A 16,438-nucleotide genomic window follows, 5' to 3' on the forward strand; every position below is an offset into this window, starting at 1 on the left:
CCGCCATGCGTGTGGTGATCGCCATCGCGGCCAAGGACCTCAGGCAGCGCCTGCGGGACCGTTCGGCGTGGGTCATCGTCTTCCTGGCGCCGGTCCTGATCTCGGCCCTGATGGCCCTGGCGTTCGGGAACAGCGGCGAGTTCCGCGCGGAGATCGGGGTCGTCGACCTGGACCGGGGCCCCGCCGCCACGGGCCTCATCCAGGTGCTGCGGAGCCCTGAGCTGGAAGGCACCGCCCAGGTGCGGTCGTACGACACCGAGCGCGCGGCACGCGGGGCCGTCGACGCGGGGGACGTGCATGCCGCGATCGTCGTGCCGGCGGGGTTCAGCCAGTCGCTGCACGGCGACGGCGCGGCGCCGGTCAGGGTCCTGGGCAGCGTCGACTACGGCCTCCAGGCCCAGCTCGCGCGCGCGGTCACCGAGTCGTACGTCGCCCAGGTCAACGCGGACCGGCTCTCGGTGGCCACCGCCGTCGCCGCGGGCGCCCCGGAGGCCGACGTGCCCGAACTGGCCGCCAGAGCGGCCCTGCTGCGGCTGCCCGAGGAGGTCGGGGCACAAGGGCTGAGCGGTGATCCGCTGAAGGTGATCAGCTACTTCGGACCCAGTATGGGCATGTTCTTCGTGCTGTTCTGCGTCGGCTTCGGCGCTCGCGGCTACTTCGTCGAGCGTCAGCAGGGAACCCTCGACCGGATCGCCGCCGCGCCGGTCGGGCGCGGTGCGCTGCTGCTCGGCAAGTCGTTGTCGACGTTCGTCTACAGTCTGGCCGGGCTCACCACCGTGACCCTGGTGTCCTGGCTCGCCTTCGACGCGCGGTGGGCCGATCCGGTGGGGGTCGCCGCGCTCAGTGTGGCGATGGCGGTGTGCGTGGTGTGTCTGACCGCCCTGGTCATCTCGCTCGTCCGGACCGAGGAGCAGGCACAGGGATTCGCCTCGATCCTGGTCTTCGCCCTCGTCCTGCTCGGCGGGAACTTCGTGTTCGCCGCGAACACCACGCCGACGATCCGGACCCTCGCCCTCTTCACGCCCAACGGCTGGGCACTGCGCGGCTTCACCGACCTGGGCACCGGAGTACGCGGCTGGGACGCGGTCGGTGCCCCGCTGCTCGGCATCGCGGTGTTCTCTCTGGCCGTGGCCGCGGCGACCACGCTGATCCTGTGGCTGAGGAGGACGCCATGACCGCACTCGCCGTGACCGGGGCCACCCTCACGCGCATGTTGCGCGACCGCACCGCGCTGTTCTTCATGGTGCTGCTGCCGGTCGCCATCATCGTGCTCATCGGGGTCACCGTCAGCGGGTTCGACCGGTTCCGGGTCGGGCTCGTCCCGGCCCACCGAACCGGCCCCGTGGCAGGCGAGTTGATGTCGGAGCTGCGGGCGGCTCCCGGGCTGCGCACCCGTGGTTACGACAGTCCGGACGACGCGCGCACCGCGCTGCGGCGCTCGGAGCTGGACGCGGTCGTCGTGATACCGGACGGTCTCGACACGGACGTGCGCGCCGGGCGGCCGGTGACCGTGCGGGTGCTGGTGGAGCCCTCGGGCAGTGCCGGGCACGGGGCCGTGTCCTCGGTGTCGGCCGTCGTCGCCGGGCACGCCGCTCGTCTGCAGGCAGCCCGGTTCGCCGCCGACGAGACCCAGGGCTCCTTCGACGACGCCCTCGCTCTCGCCCGTGGCGCCGAGCAGGCCGCGTCCCCGATCGTCGTACGCGGCGAGACCGTCGACGGCCACAGCGACTTCCTGCCGCTCGGCTACAGCTACAGCACTCCGACCATGCTGGTGCTGTTCGTGTTCATCAACGCCCTGGGAGGCGGGGCGACCATCGTGCAGACCCGTCGCACGGGTGTGTACGCCCGCGCCCTGGCCGCCCCGGTCTCCGCCCGCACGCTGGTCGCCGGCGAGACCCTCGCCCATCTGCTGCTGGCGCTGGCGCAGTCCCTGTTGATCGTCACCGTCGGCGCGCTCGCCTTCGACGTCGCCTGGGGCGATCCGGTGGCCGCCGGAGCTCTGGTCACGGTGTGGGCGCTGGTCGGCACGGGCGCCGCTCTGTTGGTCGGTGCCCTGTTCCGGACCCCGGAGCAGGTGCACGCGATCGGCCCGGCCCTCGGCATCGGGATGGGCATGCTGGGCGGCTGCATGTGGCCCCTGGCCCTCGTGCCCGACTGGCTGCGCACCGTGGGCCACGCCGTGCCGCAGGCCTGGGCCGTCGACGCGTGGACCACCGTGCTCTCCCGGGCGGGCGACCTGTCGGCGATCCTGCCCGAACTCGCCGTCCTCGCGGCGTTCGCGACCGCCCTGCTGGTCCTGGCGGCGCTGGCCCTGCGGCACCGGCTGACGACGGGCGCGGGGACCTGACCGGCACAGGGCCCACGCAGGGCCGGCCTCGCGGGCCAGGCAGCCGGTCGGGCGAGGGGGCGGCACCCTCAAGTGATGTCGAGGACGTCCCTGACGGGGCGGCGGGGCGTGGCCGGGCCGTGCGGGCCGTAGCCGAGACGCAGCACCATCTGGACGTACCCCCGCCCGGAGACCGGGTCGCGGGCGAGTGTGCGCAGGTCGTCGTTCTCCAGCGGGTGGGAGGTCAGCGCGCCGGCCAGTCCGGCTGTCGTGGCCTCCAGCAGGACGTGTTCCAGCGCCTGCCCGGCGCGCAGCCAGTCGAGGAGCCCGTCACCGCGGGTGTACAGCAGGGCCAGGTGGGGGCTGCTCTCGAAGGCGGTGCTGCCACGGTCGGCCACCGGCCGTCGCCCCGCGAAGTCACGCAGCGGTGCCCGGCCGTCCCGGCGGCGCGGGCCGAACGCGTACTCGGGTACGCCGTCGGTGGCGATGTCGGCCTCGGGGCCGAGCCGGGTCCAGCGCTCCAGGTCCTCGCGGCCTCCGGGGTCCAGGATGTCGCGGCTCTCGGCGTCCCGGACCAGCTCCAGGACGGTGTCGAGGTGCCAGGCACCGGGGAACGTGAGCTCGGCGTCCTCCCGGGCGGCGGCCACCCGCAGCCGCGACCGCACGTCCTCGGGGACGTCCCGGTCGTCGAAGGGGTAGCGGCTGGTGTGTCGCCGGCGGATGGCGGGGTACAGCCGGGCCAGATCCTGCTCGTCCGCTGTCGGCCCCCTGTGGTCCGCCGGGTGCGCGGCGGCCAGCTGGACGGCGGCCAGCAGCCGGGGGTCGCCCGGGTCGGGCAGCAGCCGGACCAGCGGGGACAGGCCCGCGTGCACCGCGGCGACGCGGAGGTTGAACAGCGCCGCCCCGCAGCCGATGTGCAGTGCCCGATGGGTGGGGTCGGTGCGGCGCATGGCCCGGTCGAGGTCGGCGCGCAGCAGCAGGACGCGCTCGTCGGTCACGAAGTGGAAGCGCCAGGGCTGCGCGTTGTGCATGGACGGGGCGGCCGTGGCGTCGGCCACGAGATCGGTCACCGTCTTCGTGTCCAGCTCTCGCGTGGTCATCGCAACCTCCCGGCGAGACAGTCCGGTATCCGCTCCACGAAAAGTCTGCGGCGCGTGAAAAATTCGCGGCCCATGAAAAGTCTGCGGCGGTGGCGCCGGAACCGCGAGGGACCGTCCGGCCCTCACCTGGGCCGAAGGCCCCTCGCGCGCTCGCGCCACGACGCGGTGCAATGGGGGGAACGACAGGAGGCGCCTTTCTTCCGACACCGACTCCCCCGCTTCGTCGCGGTGGGCGCACGAGGAGGTGGCGTATGCCCTTCGACGACCGTACGGACGCCGGACGCCGACTGGCCCGACGTCTCGGGCAGCTGCGCGACGAGGACGTCGTGGTCCTGGGACTGCCTCGGGGCGGCGTACCGGTCGCGTACGAGGTGGCCGGAGCACTGGAGGCACCGCTGGACGTGCTGGTGGTGCGCAAGCTGGGGGTGCCGTGGCAGCCGGAGCTGGCCTTCGGCGCCATCGGCGAGCACGGGGTCCGTGTCCTCAACCAGGACGTGATCGACAGCTGCGGGCTGCGGGACGAGGAGCTGGCCGACGTCGAGCGCGCCGAACGGGCGGAGCTGGGGCGGCGTGTGGCCCGTTACCGGTCCGGGCGTGCCCGTGTGTCCCTGGCGGGTTGCACCGCGCTGGTCGTGGACGACGGGCTGGCCACCGGCGCCACGGCCGAGGCGGCCTGCCGGGTGGTGCGGGGCCAGGGCGCGACGCGGGTCGTCCTCGCCGTCCCGGTGGGATCGGTGGAGGCCGTCGCCCGGCTGAGCGCGGTGACCGATCACGTCGTCTGCCTGGAGACGGTGGCAGACCTGGGCTCGGTCGGCGCGTGGTACCGCGACTTCACGCAGACGCGCGACTCCGAGGTGATCGATCTCCTCACTCGTGCCACCCCGACCCAGACGCCGCCTCCCGCCCCCGGCGCTGTCCTGTTCGAACCGTCGCGTCCGGGCCGACGGACAGATGTCCCGGTGGGCCGGGCCGGGGCCGGGGTGAGGTCCACGGGCGTGTCCCGGCGCCCGTCCCCGGCCCGGCGGTCGGAGGGGCCCGTGGTCCGCGAGGTGCGGGTGCCCGCCGGACACGTACGGCTGCCCGCTCGGCTGGTGCTGCCCGACGCGGCCCCGGTGGTGGTCGTCTTCGCGCACGGCAGCGGCAGCGGCAGGCACAGTCCGCGCAATCGGTACGTCGCCGACGTCCTCGACCGGGCGGGCCTGGGCACCCTGCTGCTCGATCTGCTCACGGCGGAGGAGGAGGGCGACCGCCGCAATGTCTTCGACGTCGCACTGCTGGCCGACCGGCTGCACGCCGCCACCACCTGGCTGCATGCGGGAACCGGGCTGCCGGTGGCCTTTTTCGGTGCCAGCACCGGAGCCGCGGCCGCCCTGGAGGCCGCCGCCGCGCCGGGGGCCGACATCCGCGCGATCGTCTCCCGGGGCGGGCGCCCCGACCTGGCGACCCCCGCGGCTCTGGCGCGGGTGCGGGCCCCGACCCTCTTCGTCGTGGGGAGTCTGGACTCCATGGTGCTCAGCCTCAACCGTCTCGCCGCCGACCGGCTCCGCTGTGAACACCGGCTCGCCGTCGTGCCCGGCGCCACCCATCTGTTCGAGGAACCGGGGACCCTGGCCATGGCGGCCGAACTGGCCCGCGACTGGTTCACCACCCACCTCGCCAGGCCGGACACCGGGCACCGCCGCCCGGCCTGAGCACGGCTGGACACGCGCGCCGCCGAGCCGACCGCTGCCGTCGCCGCCCGGCGGGGCGGGACGACACCCGCCCGGCAGCCACGGCCCGTACCCGGGCCCGTCACCCCACCCGGGCAAGAGCCCCACGTACGGGCCCGGTTCACCCGTCGCGGTCGAGGCGTGGCGGCAGGGGCCCAGCGTCCCGGGACCAGGGCCGGTGGGCCCTGCGGCCGCGACGTCGAGGGGCCGAGACTGTAATCGGGCACGAACGTCACGGGTGACTTGCCGCCACCCGCCTCCACTGGAGGGCCTTCGTGCCGGGGACCGCTTTCGGGCGAGGCGGTGGCCGCGCGTGGATCGTCGGCCGGCGTGCCCGTGAGCAATGGCTCACCCCGGCGGGCACGTCCCCACAGGCCCTCACCCCCCAGGGGGTGGGGGCCTGCCCGCGCCTCCCGCGGCCGGTGGTCGCGAAGAGGGACGGACGGCACCGGTCGTGCCCGTTCGGCCCGTTCCGGGACCGTTGCCCGCGCGGTCCCCTGAAGGGGAGACGAGGTCCACCCGACGAGGAGGTCCGGTCATGACCGGCACCGCAGCACGGACGGCCACCGCTCCCGGCGCCCCGGAGGCGCAGGTGCACCATCTCGACGTCACCCACGTCCACCAGGACGCCTACGCGGTCGACATCCGCGGTCACCGGATCATGGTCGACCAGCCCACGGAGGCGGGCGGCACGGACACCGCGCCGACGCCGACCGAACTCTTCGCCGCCTCCCTGGCCACCTGCGTCGCCTTCTACGCCGGCCGGTACCTCAGGAGGCACGGCCTGAGCCACGCCGGGCTGCGGGTCCACGCGGAATTCGTCATGGCACCTGACCGGCCGGCCCGCGTCGGCGCCGTCCGCATCGTCATCGGTCTGCCGCCGGTGTTGTCCGAGCAGCGGCGGGCCGCCCTGCTGGCCGTCGCCTCCCACTGCACCGTCCACAACACGTTGCGTGAACCTCCGGAGATCCGCCTGGAGCTGGAGTCCTGAACGCGCGGCTCCGTGAAGGCCGGGGCCGACGGGCCCTGGACCGACCCTCGGGACCGGCGCACGCTGAGAAGTGGAAGACGAGGAGCGGGACGGAAGTGATCATGATGGAAGCCAAGCGGTGGACCGTCCAGATCTACATCAGCGAAGAGGGTGACGAGACGCACGCGCGTGCCGTCCTGGGCACGCGGGACACCGCGCACCTCACCGGCAGGGGGGTGGCCCGGCGCAACCCGATCGACCGCCCCATTCCGGAGATCGGCGACGAACTCGCCGCGAGCCGTGCCCTGGAGGACCTGGCCATCCGCCTCCACGATGTCGCGTCCGACGACATCGTTCAGCTCACCGGCCCTGTCCAGGCGTGAGAGCGAACCGTGGGCCCGGGGTGGGCGGCCGGGGCCCTCCGAGGCGGTCGCCCCGGAGCAGTCGCCACCCGACGGCAGGGTGAGGGAGTCGCTCCCGCCGGGCGGCCCGGCGGCAAGGGGCCGTTGGGCCGCCCGGACGGGTCCCCCGGCCCACGTCCCGCGGCGTCGGTGAGTGGCACGGTGGGACCAGAGACCGTCCAGGGAGGCCGTCATGCCGGACCCGACCGCCGGGAACCGTATCGTCGTCGGCGTCGACGGATCCGACGCGTCCGTGGCCGCGCTGCGGTGGGCCGTACGGCAGGCCCACGCCCAGCGCGCGGACGTCGTCGCCGTCCACGCCTGGGAGACCGCCGGCTCCGCGCTCGCCCCCTACGCTCCGGCGTCGGCCCACCCGGACGCCGCCGAGGAACGCCTTCGGGCCGCGCGGTTGCTCGCGGGAACAGTGCGCCGGGCCCTCGGCCCGCGCTTCGACGGCGCCGTGCGCGCCGTCGTGGTGGAGGGGTCGCCCGCGCGGGTCCTGCTGAAGCACGCCCGCGGCGCGCAACTGCTCGCCCTGGGGCGCGGCGACCACCACGAGTACGGACACCCCGCTGTCGGCGCGGTCGCCCGTGACTGTCTGCGGCACGCCACGGTCCCGGTCGTCACGGTGCCCGTCCCCGAACGGCACGCCTCACCCCCGGACCCCTCCGGGACGCCGCCCTTCGCCGGACGTGGGGCCGCGTAGGCGCACGGCGGCGGGGTGTTGGCGTCCGTGCGCCGGGCGCTCGGTCGGCGGCGGAGGTTGCCTCGGGCCCCCGCGCACGCGCGGCGGTCGTACGACGAGCGTGTCGAACCCGCACGGTCAGGACGAGGGTGAGACCCGCGGCCACGACCGGCAGAAGGGCCGTCGACCCCCTGGTGCTCTCGTACGTCCCTCGGCCATCGCCCGGACGGCCGCGGTGCCTTCCCGGCCCGCGAGCCGTGCCGGCACCGGCGCGGCGGTTCTTGGGACGTTCGGCCGGGGCCGGTCCCGGACGGTCCTTCGTTCGGACCGGTCGCCCCGTTCCCGTACGGGCGACGCCGGACGAAGCTCGTCGGGCGGGCCGGACCGCGGAGGGCGGCGGACCGCGGAACGCATGGGAGGCGGCGCTCATGAAACAGACCCGACGGACGAGGCGGCCCCCTCGGTCCTCACGCCGGCCGGAGCCCCCGGACCTGCGACCACCCTCCGGGCGGCCCCTTCCCTACGGAGCCCGGGCGGTCACGCGCGCGAGTGTGTACAGCGGACATGGGCGCAGCCGGAGGTGAATCGGTCGGCTGCGCCCATGGTGTGGTCCGGAGTCGCCCCGGTCAGGCAGCCCGCACCGGGATCGTCCGGGTGGCCGTCCTCGTCTCCGGCACCGGGACCGTGACGGTCAGTACGCCGTCCTTGTACTCCGCGGTCGCCTCGTCGCCCCTGGCTCCGGCCGGGAGCCGTACGGACCGGGTGAAGGTCCCGTAGCGGAACTCGGTGCGGTGCTTCTCCGCGATCTCCTCACGGCGCTCGGCCCGCAGGGTCAGCACGCCCTCGGTGACCGTGATCTCGACGTCCTTCTCGGGGGTGATCCCCGGCAGTTCGGCGCGCACCACGTACCTGCCGTCCGTCAGGTGTTCCTCGACACGGATGCCGTGTGGCCCGGTCAGGCCGGTCTCGGCCCAGCCGAACAGGTCGGGCAGTGCCGGCCAGAGGGGCAGCCGCTCGATCATGCCGCTCATGTCTGCCTCCTTCCTCGTCACTTTCAGCGTCTCTCCGCGGGGCATCCACCCGCGTGAGCCGATCGGTCCCGAAGGGAGCCTGTCGGCCCTGGACTTCCGACGTGTCCTGGCTCTGTCGAACAGTGGACGCGGCAGGACGGGCATTTGAGGCGCCAATCATGCAAATTCATTCGATAGAAGCACAGTTGATGACAAACAGTAGCCCGTCCGGCACGGATGCAGTGGGATGACCGAATCGTCAGGGAAGGCGGGGTGGCACGGACATGAACGACTTCGTCCCGGTGGCGTCGGCGCGACGCGCCGGGACCACCGATCGGGAGTGCGGTCGCTGCGGTGTGCGACTGGAAGGCGGCGGTGGACCGAGCGTGGTCGAGGAGCGCTTCCGGGGGCTGCTGGAGGCCGCGCCGGACGCCATGGTCATCGTCGACGACACCGGAACCATCCGGCTGGTCAACGCCCAGACGGAGGCCCTGTTCGGCTACCAGCGCGAGGAACTGCTGGGCAGGCCGGTCGAGTTGCTCATCCCGCACCGCTTCCGCGACCACCACACCCGGCACCGCGACGGTTACGCCGCCAACCGGCAGGTGCGCCCGATGGGCGCCGGACTGGAGCTGCACGGGCTACGGAGGGACGGCACGGAGTTCCCGGTCGAGATCAGCCTCAGTCCGCTGGAGACCGCGGACGGACTGCTGGTGTCCGCCGCCGTGCGCGACGTCAGCGACCGCAAGGCCGCCGAGCGGCGTATCAACGAGCTGGCCGCGCTCGTCGAGTCGTCGCAGGACGCGATCCTCGCCAAGACCCTCGACGGCCACATCACGTACTGGAACGCGGCCGCCCACCGGTTGTACGGCTACACGGCCGAGCAGGCCATCGGTCGCCACATGTCGTTCCTCGCCCCGATGGACCGCAGGCACGAGATCAGCGCGCTCATGGAGCGGCTGCGGCAGGGCGAGAAGGTGGAGCACTTCGAGACGCTGCGCCTGACCCGGGCGGGGGCCCTGCTGGACGTCGACGTCACGCTGTGGCCGACCAGGGACACCGACGGCACGGTCGTCGGGGCCTGCGCCATCGTGCGGGACATCAGTGACCGCAAGCGCGCGGAGGCCGAACTCACCGCCCTGTACGAGCAGCAGCGGCACATCGCGCTCACCCTGCAGCGCAGCCTGATGGGGACCCCGCCCGCGATCACCGGGCTGGCCACCGCGAGCCGCTACCGGCCCGCCACCCAGGGCGCGGGTGTCGGCGGCGACTGGTTCGACCTCGTCCCGCTGGGCGCGGGCCGGGTCGGCGTGCTGATCGGTGATGTCATGGGCCGGGGCCTGGAGGCCGCCGCCGTGATGGGCCAGCTGCGGTCCGCCGCGCACGCACTGGCCAAGACCGGCATGCAACCGCGTCAGCTGATGCAGGCCCTCGACACCTGCGTCGCCGACCTCGACGTCCCCGACCAGCTCGTGACCTGCTGCTATCTGGTCATCGCGCCGGACACGGGTACCGTGACCGTCTGTTCGGCCGGCCATCTGCCGACGCTGATCGCCTCCCCCGGCGACCACGTCCGCCGGCTCACCACACCCGTCAACGCGCCCCTCGGCGTCGGGGGCATCCTCTACCAGCAGTCCTGCGAGGAGATCCCGCCGGGGGCCACGCTCGTCCTCTACACGGACGGCCTGGTCGAGACCCCCGGCAGCGACATCGACGACCACATCGGGGAACTCGTCTCCTCCCTGGACGGGTTCTTCGTCCAGGACTCGTGTCTGGAGGCGGCCGCCGACCACGTGCTCGCCCGGCTGCTGCCCGACGCCGAGAGCCACAACGACGACGTCACGCTGCTCCTCGCCCAGCTGCCGGCCGCGCCGCTCGCGTCCGTCACCACCGATCTGCCGGCCGTTCCCTCCTCGGTGCCCGAGGGCAGGGCGTTCCTCACCAAGGCGCTCACCTCCTGGGACTGCGCCGAGCCGGCCGACCACGCGCTGCTGCTGCTCTCCGAGACCCTGACGAACGCCGTCCAGCACGCCGAGGGCCCCGTCGGGCTGCGGGTGTGCCGTACGGCCACGGATCTGACGGTCGAGGTCAGCGACAACAGCCCGCACCTCCCCCAGCCGCGCCTCGCGGCGGAGGACGAGGAGTCGGGACGTGGTCTGCATCTGGTCCGCGCGCTCTCCGAGAGCTGGGGAGTGCGCCCGACGGACGACGGGAAGACCACCTGGTTCACGCTCAAGTTGTGACACCACCGACGGGACCCGGCCGAGCCGGAGGGTTCCCTCGCCCTCCGGCTCTCCCCGGGCCTCCCCCCTGGTCCCGTCCTCCCTCTCAGCCGACGAACTCCCTTACCGCCGACTTCAGTTGCGCCAGTCCCTGCTTGGCGTCGGTGAAGAACATGCCGGTCCTGGGGTCGGTGTAGAGCTCGTTGTCGACGCCCGCGTAGCCGTGTCCCATGGAGCGTTTGATGACGACGACGCTCTTGGCCCTGTCGACATCGAGGATCGGCATTCCGGAGATGGCGTTGCCGGGGCGGCGGGCCATCGGGTTGGTCACGTCGTTGGCGCCGACCACCAGGGCCACGTCCGCCTGGGGGAACTGCGGGTTGATGTCCTCCATCTCCTTCAGCTGTGTGTAGGGCACGTTCGCCTCCGCCAGGAGCACGTTCATATGGCCCGGCATACGGCCCGCGACCGGATGGACGGCGTAGCTGACGTCAATGCCGTGGTCGGTCAACAGCTGTGCCAGGTCGCCGAGTTCGTGCTGGGCCTGGGCGGCGGCCAGTCCGTAGCCCGGGACGAGGACGACCTTGCTCGCGTACGCCAGCTGGACGGCCACGTCGTCGGCGGAGACCGCCCGTACCTGGGCGGGTGTCCCGCCCGCGGGGGCTGTCTCCGGGGCGCTGTCACCCGTACCGAAGCCGCCCACGACGACGTTGGCGACGGACCGGTTCATGGCGTCGGCCATCAGCTTGGTGAGGATGCCGCCGGAGGAGCTGACGAGCATGCCGGCGACGATGAGCGCGGTCTCGTCGAGCACGAAGCCGGCCATCGCGACCGCCGACCCGGTGAAGGCGTTCAGCAGGGCGATGACCACCGGCATGTCGGCGCCGCCGATCGGCAGCACCATCGTCACGCCGAACAGGAGTGCCACGGCCGTCAGCCCGTACAGGGCCGTGCGGGAGTCCGGGGCGAGCACCAGCCAGACCGTGCCGACGACGAAGGAGACCGGCAGCAGCGCGTTGAGCAGCCGTGCCCCGGGGAACACCACCGGCGCCCCGGACACGACGCCCTGGAGTTTGCCGGCGGCGATCAGGGATCCGGAGAAGGTCACCGCGCCGATGACGATGTCCAGCGCCCCGGGAAGCGCGACCCGGGCGCCGATCGCAGCCGGGTCGTCGGCCTGGAGCAGATCGTTGATCGCGATGAGGGCGGCGGCGCCACCGCCGACGGCGTTGAAGAGACTCACCAGTTGCGGCATCGCGGTCATCCGCACCTCACGCGCGGCCCACAGGCCGAGCGCCGCGCCGACGAGTCCGCCGGTGCCCAGGACGAGCCAGCCGGCGCGGTCGATCACGCCCTCGTCCGCCACCAGCCAGACGGTCGCCGCGATCGCCGCCGCCATGGCCATGGCGGAGAGGGTGTTGCCGCGGCGGGCGGTGCGGGGATGGTTCATCAGGTGCAGACCCAGCACGAAGCACGCGGCAGCGCCGAGGAAGATGTAGTGGACGGCGTTCGAGACGGTGTCCATGCCGCTCACACCTCCGCCTTCTCACGTGTGCCGGTGGCGGACCGCTCCGGCTTCGGTACGGCCTGCCTGGCCTTGAACATCTCCAGCATCCGGTCGGTGACGACGTACCCGCCGACGACGTTCATGGCACCGAACACCATCGCCACGAAGGCCAGCGTCCAGCCGATCCAGTCGTGCGACTCGGCGGCGATCAGCATGGCGCCGATGACGACGATCCCGTGCACGGCGTTGGAGCCGGACATCAGGGGTGTGTGGAGGGTCGCCGGGACCTTGCTGATGACTTCGACACCTACCAGCACGCTCAGCACGAACACGGTGATCGCGGTGAGCAGATCGAGGTCGTTCATGATGTTCCGTCTCCCATCAGGGCTCCGGTGATCTCGTCCGTCGGGTCGAGGACGAGTTCTCCGTCGCGCACGAGGTGGCGCAGCAGCGCGACGAGGTTGCGGGCGTACGCCGTGGACGCGGCGGTCGCCATCGCCGACGGCAGTCGTCCGGCGCCGATGACGGTGACCCCGCCCGCTCGCACGTCCGTCTTGTCGGGCTCGGAGCCCTCGACGTTCCCGCCGAGTTCGCTCGCCGCGAGGTCGACGACGACCGAGCCCGGCTTCATGCCCGCCAGTGCGGTGCCGGTCACCAGCAGCGGGGGCTTGCGTCCGGGGACCTGGGCAGTGGTGATCACGACGTCGGAGCGGGCGATGTGCGCGTCCAGCGCCTCGCGTTGGGCCCGCTGCTCGTCCTCGGTCAGCTCCCGTGCATAGCCCCCCTGTCCGGCGCCCGATTCCGCTTGGTGAGGGCTCCGGATGTCGAGGAACCGGGCGCCGAGGGATTCCACCTCCCCTCGGGATGCGGGGCGTACGTCGTACGCCGTGACGACGGCGCCGAGGCGCCGGGCGGTGGCGATCGCCTGGAGCCCGGCGACACCGGCACCGAGGACCATCACCTGAGCGGGACGCATGGTGCCCGCGGCGGTGGTGAGCATCGGGAAGAACCGGTCGTAGGCGTCGGCGGCGAGCAGGGCCGCCTTGTAGCCGGCGACGCTCGCCTGGGACGTCAGCGCGTCCATGGACTGGGCGCGGCTGAGGGTGCGCGGCAGCAGATCGAGGCTGACCGCGTGCACTCCGCGGTCCGTCAGCCCGGCGACGAGCTCGGGGTGGCGCAGTGGTTCGAGCAGGCCGACGAGGGTCTGGCCGGGGTGCAGCAACCTGACGGCGTCCGCGTCGGGCGGCCCGACGCACAGGACGACGTCCGCGGCTGCGAGCAGCTCGCCCAGGACCACGACGGTCGCGCCCGCCTCGGCGTACTCGGCGTCGGTGAACCAGGCGCCGCTGCCGGCACCGGTCTCGACGAGAACGTCGATGCCGGCCCGGCGCAGCAGGGTGACGGCCTCGGGGACGAGGGCGACGCGACGTTCGCCGGGCGCTCGTTCCCGTACGGCTCCCACGATGACGGTGGCCATGATCTGCTGCCTCTCCCTGTGGTCCGGGGGTGCCCGGGCCTCAGAACCGGAAGACGAGCCGTGCTTCGGCACGTCCGCCGAGCACCTCGTCGAAGGAGTCGTTGACCTGGTCCAGGCGGCGCGGCTCGGCGATGACCTGGGTGCGTCCGGCGGCGTGCAGGGCGAACACCTCGCTGAGGTCCTGACGGGTGCCGACGATGGAGCCGATGACGGAGATCCCGCCGAGGACGGTCTCGAAGATCGGCACGTCGATCGCCGCGTCGTCGGCGGGCAGGGCGACCATGACCAGGCGTCCACCGCGGTTGAGCGACCGGTAGGCCTGCTCGAACGCCTTGGGTGCGGCGGCGAGCACGACGGCCACGTCCGCGCCGCCCGCGTTCCTGATCTCCTCGACCGGGTCGTGCGTACGGGCGTTGACGAGGTGGTCGGCGCCGAGCCGGTGGGCGAGGCCGAGCTTGTCCGGTTCGAGGTCGACGGCGGTGACGAAGCCTCCGACGAGCCGGGCGTACTGGACGGCGAGGTGGCCGAGTCCGCCGATGCCGAAGACGGCGACGCGTTCGGCGGGGACCACGCGCGCGACCTTGACGGCCTTGTACGTGGTGACGCCCGCGCAGGTCAGGGGTGCCGCGTCGAACGAACTCACGCCCTCGGGGACCCGGACGACTGCGCCCGCGTCCGCCACGGCGTACTCGGCGTAGCAACCGTCCACGGAGTAGCCGGAGTTGACCTGGCTCTCGCACAGGGTCTCCCAGCCGGAGACACAGAAGCGGCAGGTGCCGCAGGACGAGCCGAGCCAAGGGACGGCCACGCGTGTGCCGACCAGGTCGGCCGGTACGCCCGCGCCGACGGCGTGGACCGGGCCGATGCCTTCGTGACCCGGGACGAACGGGGGCCGCGGCTTGACGGGCCAGTCGCCGTGGGCCGCGTGGATGTCGGTGTGGCAGAGTCCCGAGGCCTCCATCCGGACGAGCACCTGACCGGGGCCGGGCTCGGGGACGGGAAGTTCCTGGATCTCCAGGGGCTTGCCGAAGTCGGTGACGACCGCTGCCTTCATGATCTTTCCCTCTCCCAGCGTTGTACTGCGGTGTGGTGGCTGCCGGCCGGTCAGCCGGCCTTGCGGCGGGGTTCCTTGACGCGGGTCACGAACCTCAGCCCCTCCCCGGCCGGGAGGGAGAACCCGCCCGGTGTGCCGGGCTCGACGTCCAGGACGAAGAGGGGGCGGCCGAGGGCTTCGTACTGGTCGGCGTCCATGTGGAAGGTGCAACCGACGATCACACCGACCAGCATGTCGCCCTCACCGACGGCGAACTCACCGGCGGGGAAGCACATCGGGTCGCTCCCGTCGCAGCAGCCGCCGGACTGGACGAACATCACCGGCCCCCCGTGGGCGGCACGCAGGGCCTCGATGGCCCGGCGCGCCGCCCGGGTGGCCGTGACGCGCCCGGCGGTGCCGTACTCGACGTGCGCGGGCATGTCCGACCACTCCCCTCAGAACAGTCCCAGGGGCTTGTCGCTGTAGCTGACCAGGAGGTTCTTGGTCTGGCTGTAGTGGTCCAGCATCATCTTGTGGGTCTCGCGGCCGATGCCGGAGACCTTGTAGCCACCGAACGCGGCACCGGCCGGGTACTGGTGGTAGCAGTTGGTCCAGACGCGGCCCGCCTTGATGGCGCGGCCCATGCGGTAGGTGCGCCCGGTGTCGCGGCTCCACACGCCGGCCCCGAGGCCGTACAGGGTGTCGTTGGCGATGCGCAGTGCCTCCGCCTCGTCCTTGAACGTGGTGACGGAGAGGACGGGTCCGAAGATCTCCTCCTGGAAGACCCGCATGCGGTTGTGGCCCTTGAGGACGGTCGGCTCGTAGAAGTAGCCGTCGGCGAGTTCTCCGTCGAGGGTGGGCCGGTGGCCTCCGACGAGCAGTTCGGCGCCCTCCTTGACGCCGATGTCGACGTAGGAGGCGATCTTCTCGACCTGCTGCCTGGACACCTGCGGGCCGATCATGGTGTCGGTGTCGAGCGGGTGGCCCTGCTTGATGGCGCGGATGCGCTCCAGGCAGCGGCCCATGAACTCCTCGTAGATGTCCTCCTGGATCAGTGCGCGCGAGGGAGCGGTGCAGACCTCGCCCTTGTTGAACGCGTACAGCACCAGTCCCTCGACCGCCTTGTCCAGGAAGTCGTCGTCGCGGGCCAGCACGTCGTCGAAGAAGATGTTCGGCGACTTGCCGCCCAGCTCCAGGGTGACCGGGATGATGTTCTGGGCCGCGTACTGCATGATCAGCCGGCCGGTGGTGGTCTCTCCGGTGAAGGCCACCTTGGCGATGCGCTTGTTGGTGGCGAGCGCCTTGCCGATCTCGGCGCCCGGTCCGTTGACGACGTTGAGGACGCCGGGCGGCACGATGTCGCCGATGACCTCCATCAGCTTCAGGATCGACCACGGGGTGGGCGACGCGGGCTTGATGACGGTGGCGTTGCCCGCGGCGAGCGCGGGGGCGAGCTTCCACGCGGCCATCAGCAGCGGGAAGTTGAACGGGATGATCTGTCCGACCACGCCGAGCGGCTCGTGGAAGTGGTAGGCGATGGTGTCCTTGTCGATCTCGGTGATCTCGCTCTCCTCCGCGCGGATCGCCGCGGCGAAGTAGCGGAAGTGGTCGGCCGCGAGGGGGATGTCGGCGGCGAGGGTCTCACGGACCGGCTTGCCGTTCTCCCAGCTCTCGGCGACGGCGAGTTCCTCACGGTGGGCGTCGATGGCGTCGGCCACCTTGTTCAGCACCGCGGCCCGCTGGGCCGTGGAGGCCTCGCCCCACGCGTCCTTCGCCGAGTGCGCGGCGTCGAGGGCGAGTTCGATGTCCGCGGGCCCGGACTTGGGGATCTCGCAGATCGGCTTGGCGGTGGCGGGGCACAGGTTGGTCGAGTACTGACCCGTGGTGGGTGCCTCCCACTTGCCGCCGATGAAGTTCTCGTACCGGGGGGCGACGTCGACGACGCTGCCCGGCCTGCCCGGAGGCTCGTACTTCATGGCCGTCCCCTTTCCCTTCGGT

Annotated in this window: 15 protein-coding genes; 7 read left to right on the top strand and 8 right to left on the bottom strand. The window is 72.5% G+C overall.

What is annotated here, in order from left to right:
- Positions 1 to 5 precede the first annotated feature (5 nt).
- Complete coding sequence (locus P8T65_RS02920) at positions 6 to 1,175, top strand: ABC transporter permease (RefSeq protein ID WP_316723834.1); 1,170 nt, start codon at positions 6 to 8, stop codon at positions 1,173 to 1,175.
- Positions 1,172 to 2,347, top strand: coding sequence for an ABC transporter permease (locus P8T65_RS02925; RefSeq protein WP_316723835.1), 1,176 nt, complete (start codon positions 1,172 to 1,174; stop codon positions 2,345 to 2,347). The genes P8T65_RS02920 and P8T65_RS02925 overlap by 4 nt, the downstream gene beginning before the upstream one ends.
- A 68-nt stretch (positions 2,348 to 2,415) precedes the next feature.
- On the opposite strand, the gene P8T65_RS02930 is transcribed toward P8T65_RS02925, so the two are convergent.
- Entirely contained in the window at positions 2,416 to 3,426 is a 1,011-nt protein-coding gene (locus tag P8T65_RS02930) for an Acg family FMN-binding oxidoreductase (protein WP_316723836.1), read from the bottom strand.
- A gap of 251 nt (positions 3,427 to 3,677) precedes the next feature.
- Between P8T65_RS02930 and P8T65_RS02935 the strand changes: the two genes are divergently transcribed.
- The 4 genes from P8T65_RS02935 (at position 3,678) to P8T65_RS02950 (ending at position 7,212) form a co-directional block, all read left to right on the top strand.
- Complete coding sequence (locus P8T65_RS02935; RefSeq protein WP_316723837.1) at positions 3,678 to 5,117, top strand: phosphoribosyltransferase; 1,440 nt, start codon at positions 3,678 to 3,680, stop codon at positions 5,115 to 5,117.
- 556 nt (positions 5,118 to 5,673) lie between these two features.
- A complete protein-coding gene (locus P8T65_RS02940; protein ID WP_316723838.1) occupies positions 5,674 to 6,126 on the top strand; it encodes an OsmC family protein in 453 nt (150 codons plus the stop codon).
- Positions 6,127 to 6,227: 101 nt separating this feature from the next.
- Positions 6,228 to 6,488, top strand: coding sequence for a DUF1876 domain-containing protein (locus P8T65_RS02945; protein ID WP_399102954.1), 261 nt, complete (start codon positions 6,228 to 6,230; stop codon positions 6,486 to 6,488).
- Positions 6,489 to 6,699: 211 nt separating this feature from the next.
- Positions 6,700 to 7,212, top strand: coding sequence for a universal stress protein (locus tag P8T65_RS02950; RefSeq protein WP_316723839.1), 513 nt, complete (start codon positions 6,700 to 6,702; stop codon positions 7,210 to 7,212).
- Between the two features lie 605 nt (positions 7,213 to 7,817).
- Here the strand turns inward: P8T65_RS02950 and P8T65_RS02955 are convergent.
- Positions 7,818 to 8,222 (bottom strand): Hsp20/alpha crystallin family protein, encoded by a 405-nt coding sequence (locus P8T65_RS02955; protein ID WP_316723840.1) that lies wholly within the window; start codon positions 8,220 to 8,222, stop codon positions 7,818 to 7,820.
- A gap of 263 nt (positions 8,223 to 8,485) precedes the next feature.
- On the opposite strand from P8T65_RS02955, the gene P8T65_RS02960 reads away from it, so the two are divergent.
- On the top strand, positions 8,486 to 10,444 hold the full coding sequence (locus P8T65_RS02960; protein ID WP_316723841.1) for a PAS domain S-box protein: 1,959 nt from the start codon (positions 8,486 to 8,488) through the stop codon (positions 10,442 to 10,444).
- A gap of 85 nt (positions 10,445 to 10,529) precedes the next feature.
- Here the strand turns inward: P8T65_RS02960 and P8T65_RS02965 are convergent, their stop codons facing one another.
- From P8T65_RS02965 to P8T65_RS02990, 6 genes are read right to left on the bottom strand one after another with little or no spacing between them, the layout of a single operon-like run.
- Positions 10,530 to 11,948, bottom strand: a complete 1,419-nt coding sequence (locus tag P8T65_RS02965) for an NAD(P)(+) transhydrogenase (Re/Si-specific) subunit beta (protein WP_316723842.1) — start codon at positions 11,946 to 11,948, stop codon at positions 10,530 to 10,532.
- A gap of 5 nt (positions 11,949 to 11,953) precedes the next feature.
- A complete protein-coding gene (locus tag P8T65_RS02970) occupies positions 11,954 to 12,295 on the bottom strand; it encodes an NAD(P) transhydrogenase subunit alpha (RefSeq protein ID WP_316723843.1) in 342 nt (113 codons plus the stop codon).
- On the bottom strand, positions 12,292 to 13,407 hold the full coding sequence (locus tag P8T65_RS02975; RefSeq protein ID WP_316723844.1) for an NAD(P) transhydrogenase subunit alpha: 1,116 nt from the start codon (positions 13,405 to 13,407) through the stop codon (positions 12,292 to 12,294). The genes P8T65_RS02970 and P8T65_RS02975 overlap by 4 nt, the downstream gene beginning before the upstream one ends.
- Before the next feature lie 40 nt (positions 13,408 to 13,447).
- Complete coding sequence (locus tag P8T65_RS02980) at positions 13,448 to 14,461, bottom strand: zinc-dependent alcohol dehydrogenase (RefSeq protein ID WP_316723845.1); 1,014 nt, start codon at positions 14,459 to 14,461, stop codon at positions 13,448 to 13,450.
- A 50-nt stretch (positions 14,462 to 14,511) separates the two neighbouring features.
- Entirely contained in the window at positions 14,512 to 14,880 is a 369-nt protein-coding gene (locus P8T65_RS02985; protein WP_184903156.1) for a DUF779 domain-containing protein, read from the bottom strand.
- Between the two features lie 15 nt (positions 14,881 to 14,895).
- Entirely contained in the window at positions 14,896 to 16,416 is a 1,521-nt protein-coding gene (locus P8T65_RS02990; protein WP_316723846.1) for an aldehyde dehydrogenase family protein, read from the bottom strand.
- Positions 16,417 to 16,438: the final 22 nt, after the last annotated feature.

The sequence above is a fragment of the Streptomyces sp. 11x1 genome (assembly GCF_032598905.1).
Lineage (GTDB): Bacteria > Actinomycetota > Actinomycetes > Streptomycetales > Streptomycetaceae > Streptomyces.

Excerpts from the sequence above, each read along its gene's own strand:
- P8T65_RS02990 (WP_316723846.1), bottom strand. The coding sequence starts at position 16,416 with ATGAAGTACGAGCCTCCGGGCAGGCCGGGCAGCGTCGTCGACGTCGCC.
- P8T65_RS02925 (WP_316723835.1), top strand. The coding sequence starts at position 1,172 with ATGACCGCACTCGCCGTGACCGGGGCCACCCTCACGCGCATGTTGCGC.
- P8T65_RS02985 (WP_184903156.1), bottom strand. The coding sequence starts at position 14,880 with ATGCCCGCGCACGTCGAGTACGGCACCGCCGGGCGCGTCACGGCCACC.
- P8T65_RS02945 (WP_399102954.1), top strand. The coding sequence starts at position 6,228 with ATGATGGAAGCCAAGCGGTGGACCGTCCAGATCTACATCAGCGAAGAG.
- P8T65_RS02920 (WP_316723834.1), top strand. The coding sequence starts at position 6 with ATGCGTGTGGTGATCGCCATCGCGGCCAAGGACCTCAGGCAGCGCCTG.
- P8T65_RS02935 (WP_316723837.1), top strand. The coding sequence starts at position 3,678 with ATGCCCTTCGACGACCGTACGGACGCCGGACGCCGACTGGCCCGACGT.
- P8T65_RS02965 (WP_316723842.1), bottom strand. The coding sequence starts at position 11,948 with ATGGACACCGTCTCGAACGCCGTCCACTACATCTTCCTCGGCGCTGCC.
- P8T65_RS02960 (WP_316723841.1), top strand. The coding sequence starts at position 8,486 with ATGAACGACTTCGTCCCGGTGGCGTCGGCGCGACGCGCCGGGACCACC.
- P8T65_RS02930 (WP_316723836.1), bottom strand. The coding sequence starts at position 3,426 with ATGACCACGCGAGAGCTGGACACGAAGACGGTGACCGATCTCGTGGCC.
- P8T65_RS02975 (WP_316723844.1), bottom strand. The coding sequence starts at position 13,407 with ATGGCCACCGTCATCGTGGGAGCCGTACGGGAACGAGCGCCCGGCGAA.
- P8T65_RS02980 (WP_316723845.1), bottom strand. The coding sequence starts at position 14,461 with ATGAAGGCAGCGGTCGTCACCGACTTCGGCAAGCCCCTGGAGATCCAG.
- P8T65_RS02950 (WP_316723839.1), top strand. The coding sequence starts at position 6,700 with ATGCCGGACCCGACCGCCGGGAACCGTATCGTCGTCGGCGTCGACGGA.
- P8T65_RS02970 (WP_316723843.1), bottom strand. The coding sequence starts at position 12,295 with ATGAACGACCTCGATCTGCTCACCGCGATCACCGTGTTCGTGCTGAGC.
- P8T65_RS02940 (WP_316723838.1), top strand. The coding sequence starts at position 5,674 with ATGACCGGCACCGCAGCACGGACGGCCACCGCTCCCGGCGCCCCGGAG.
- P8T65_RS02955 (WP_316723840.1), bottom strand. The coding sequence starts at position 8,222 with ATGAGCGGCATGATCGAGCGGCTGCCCCTCTGGCCGGCACTGCCCGAC.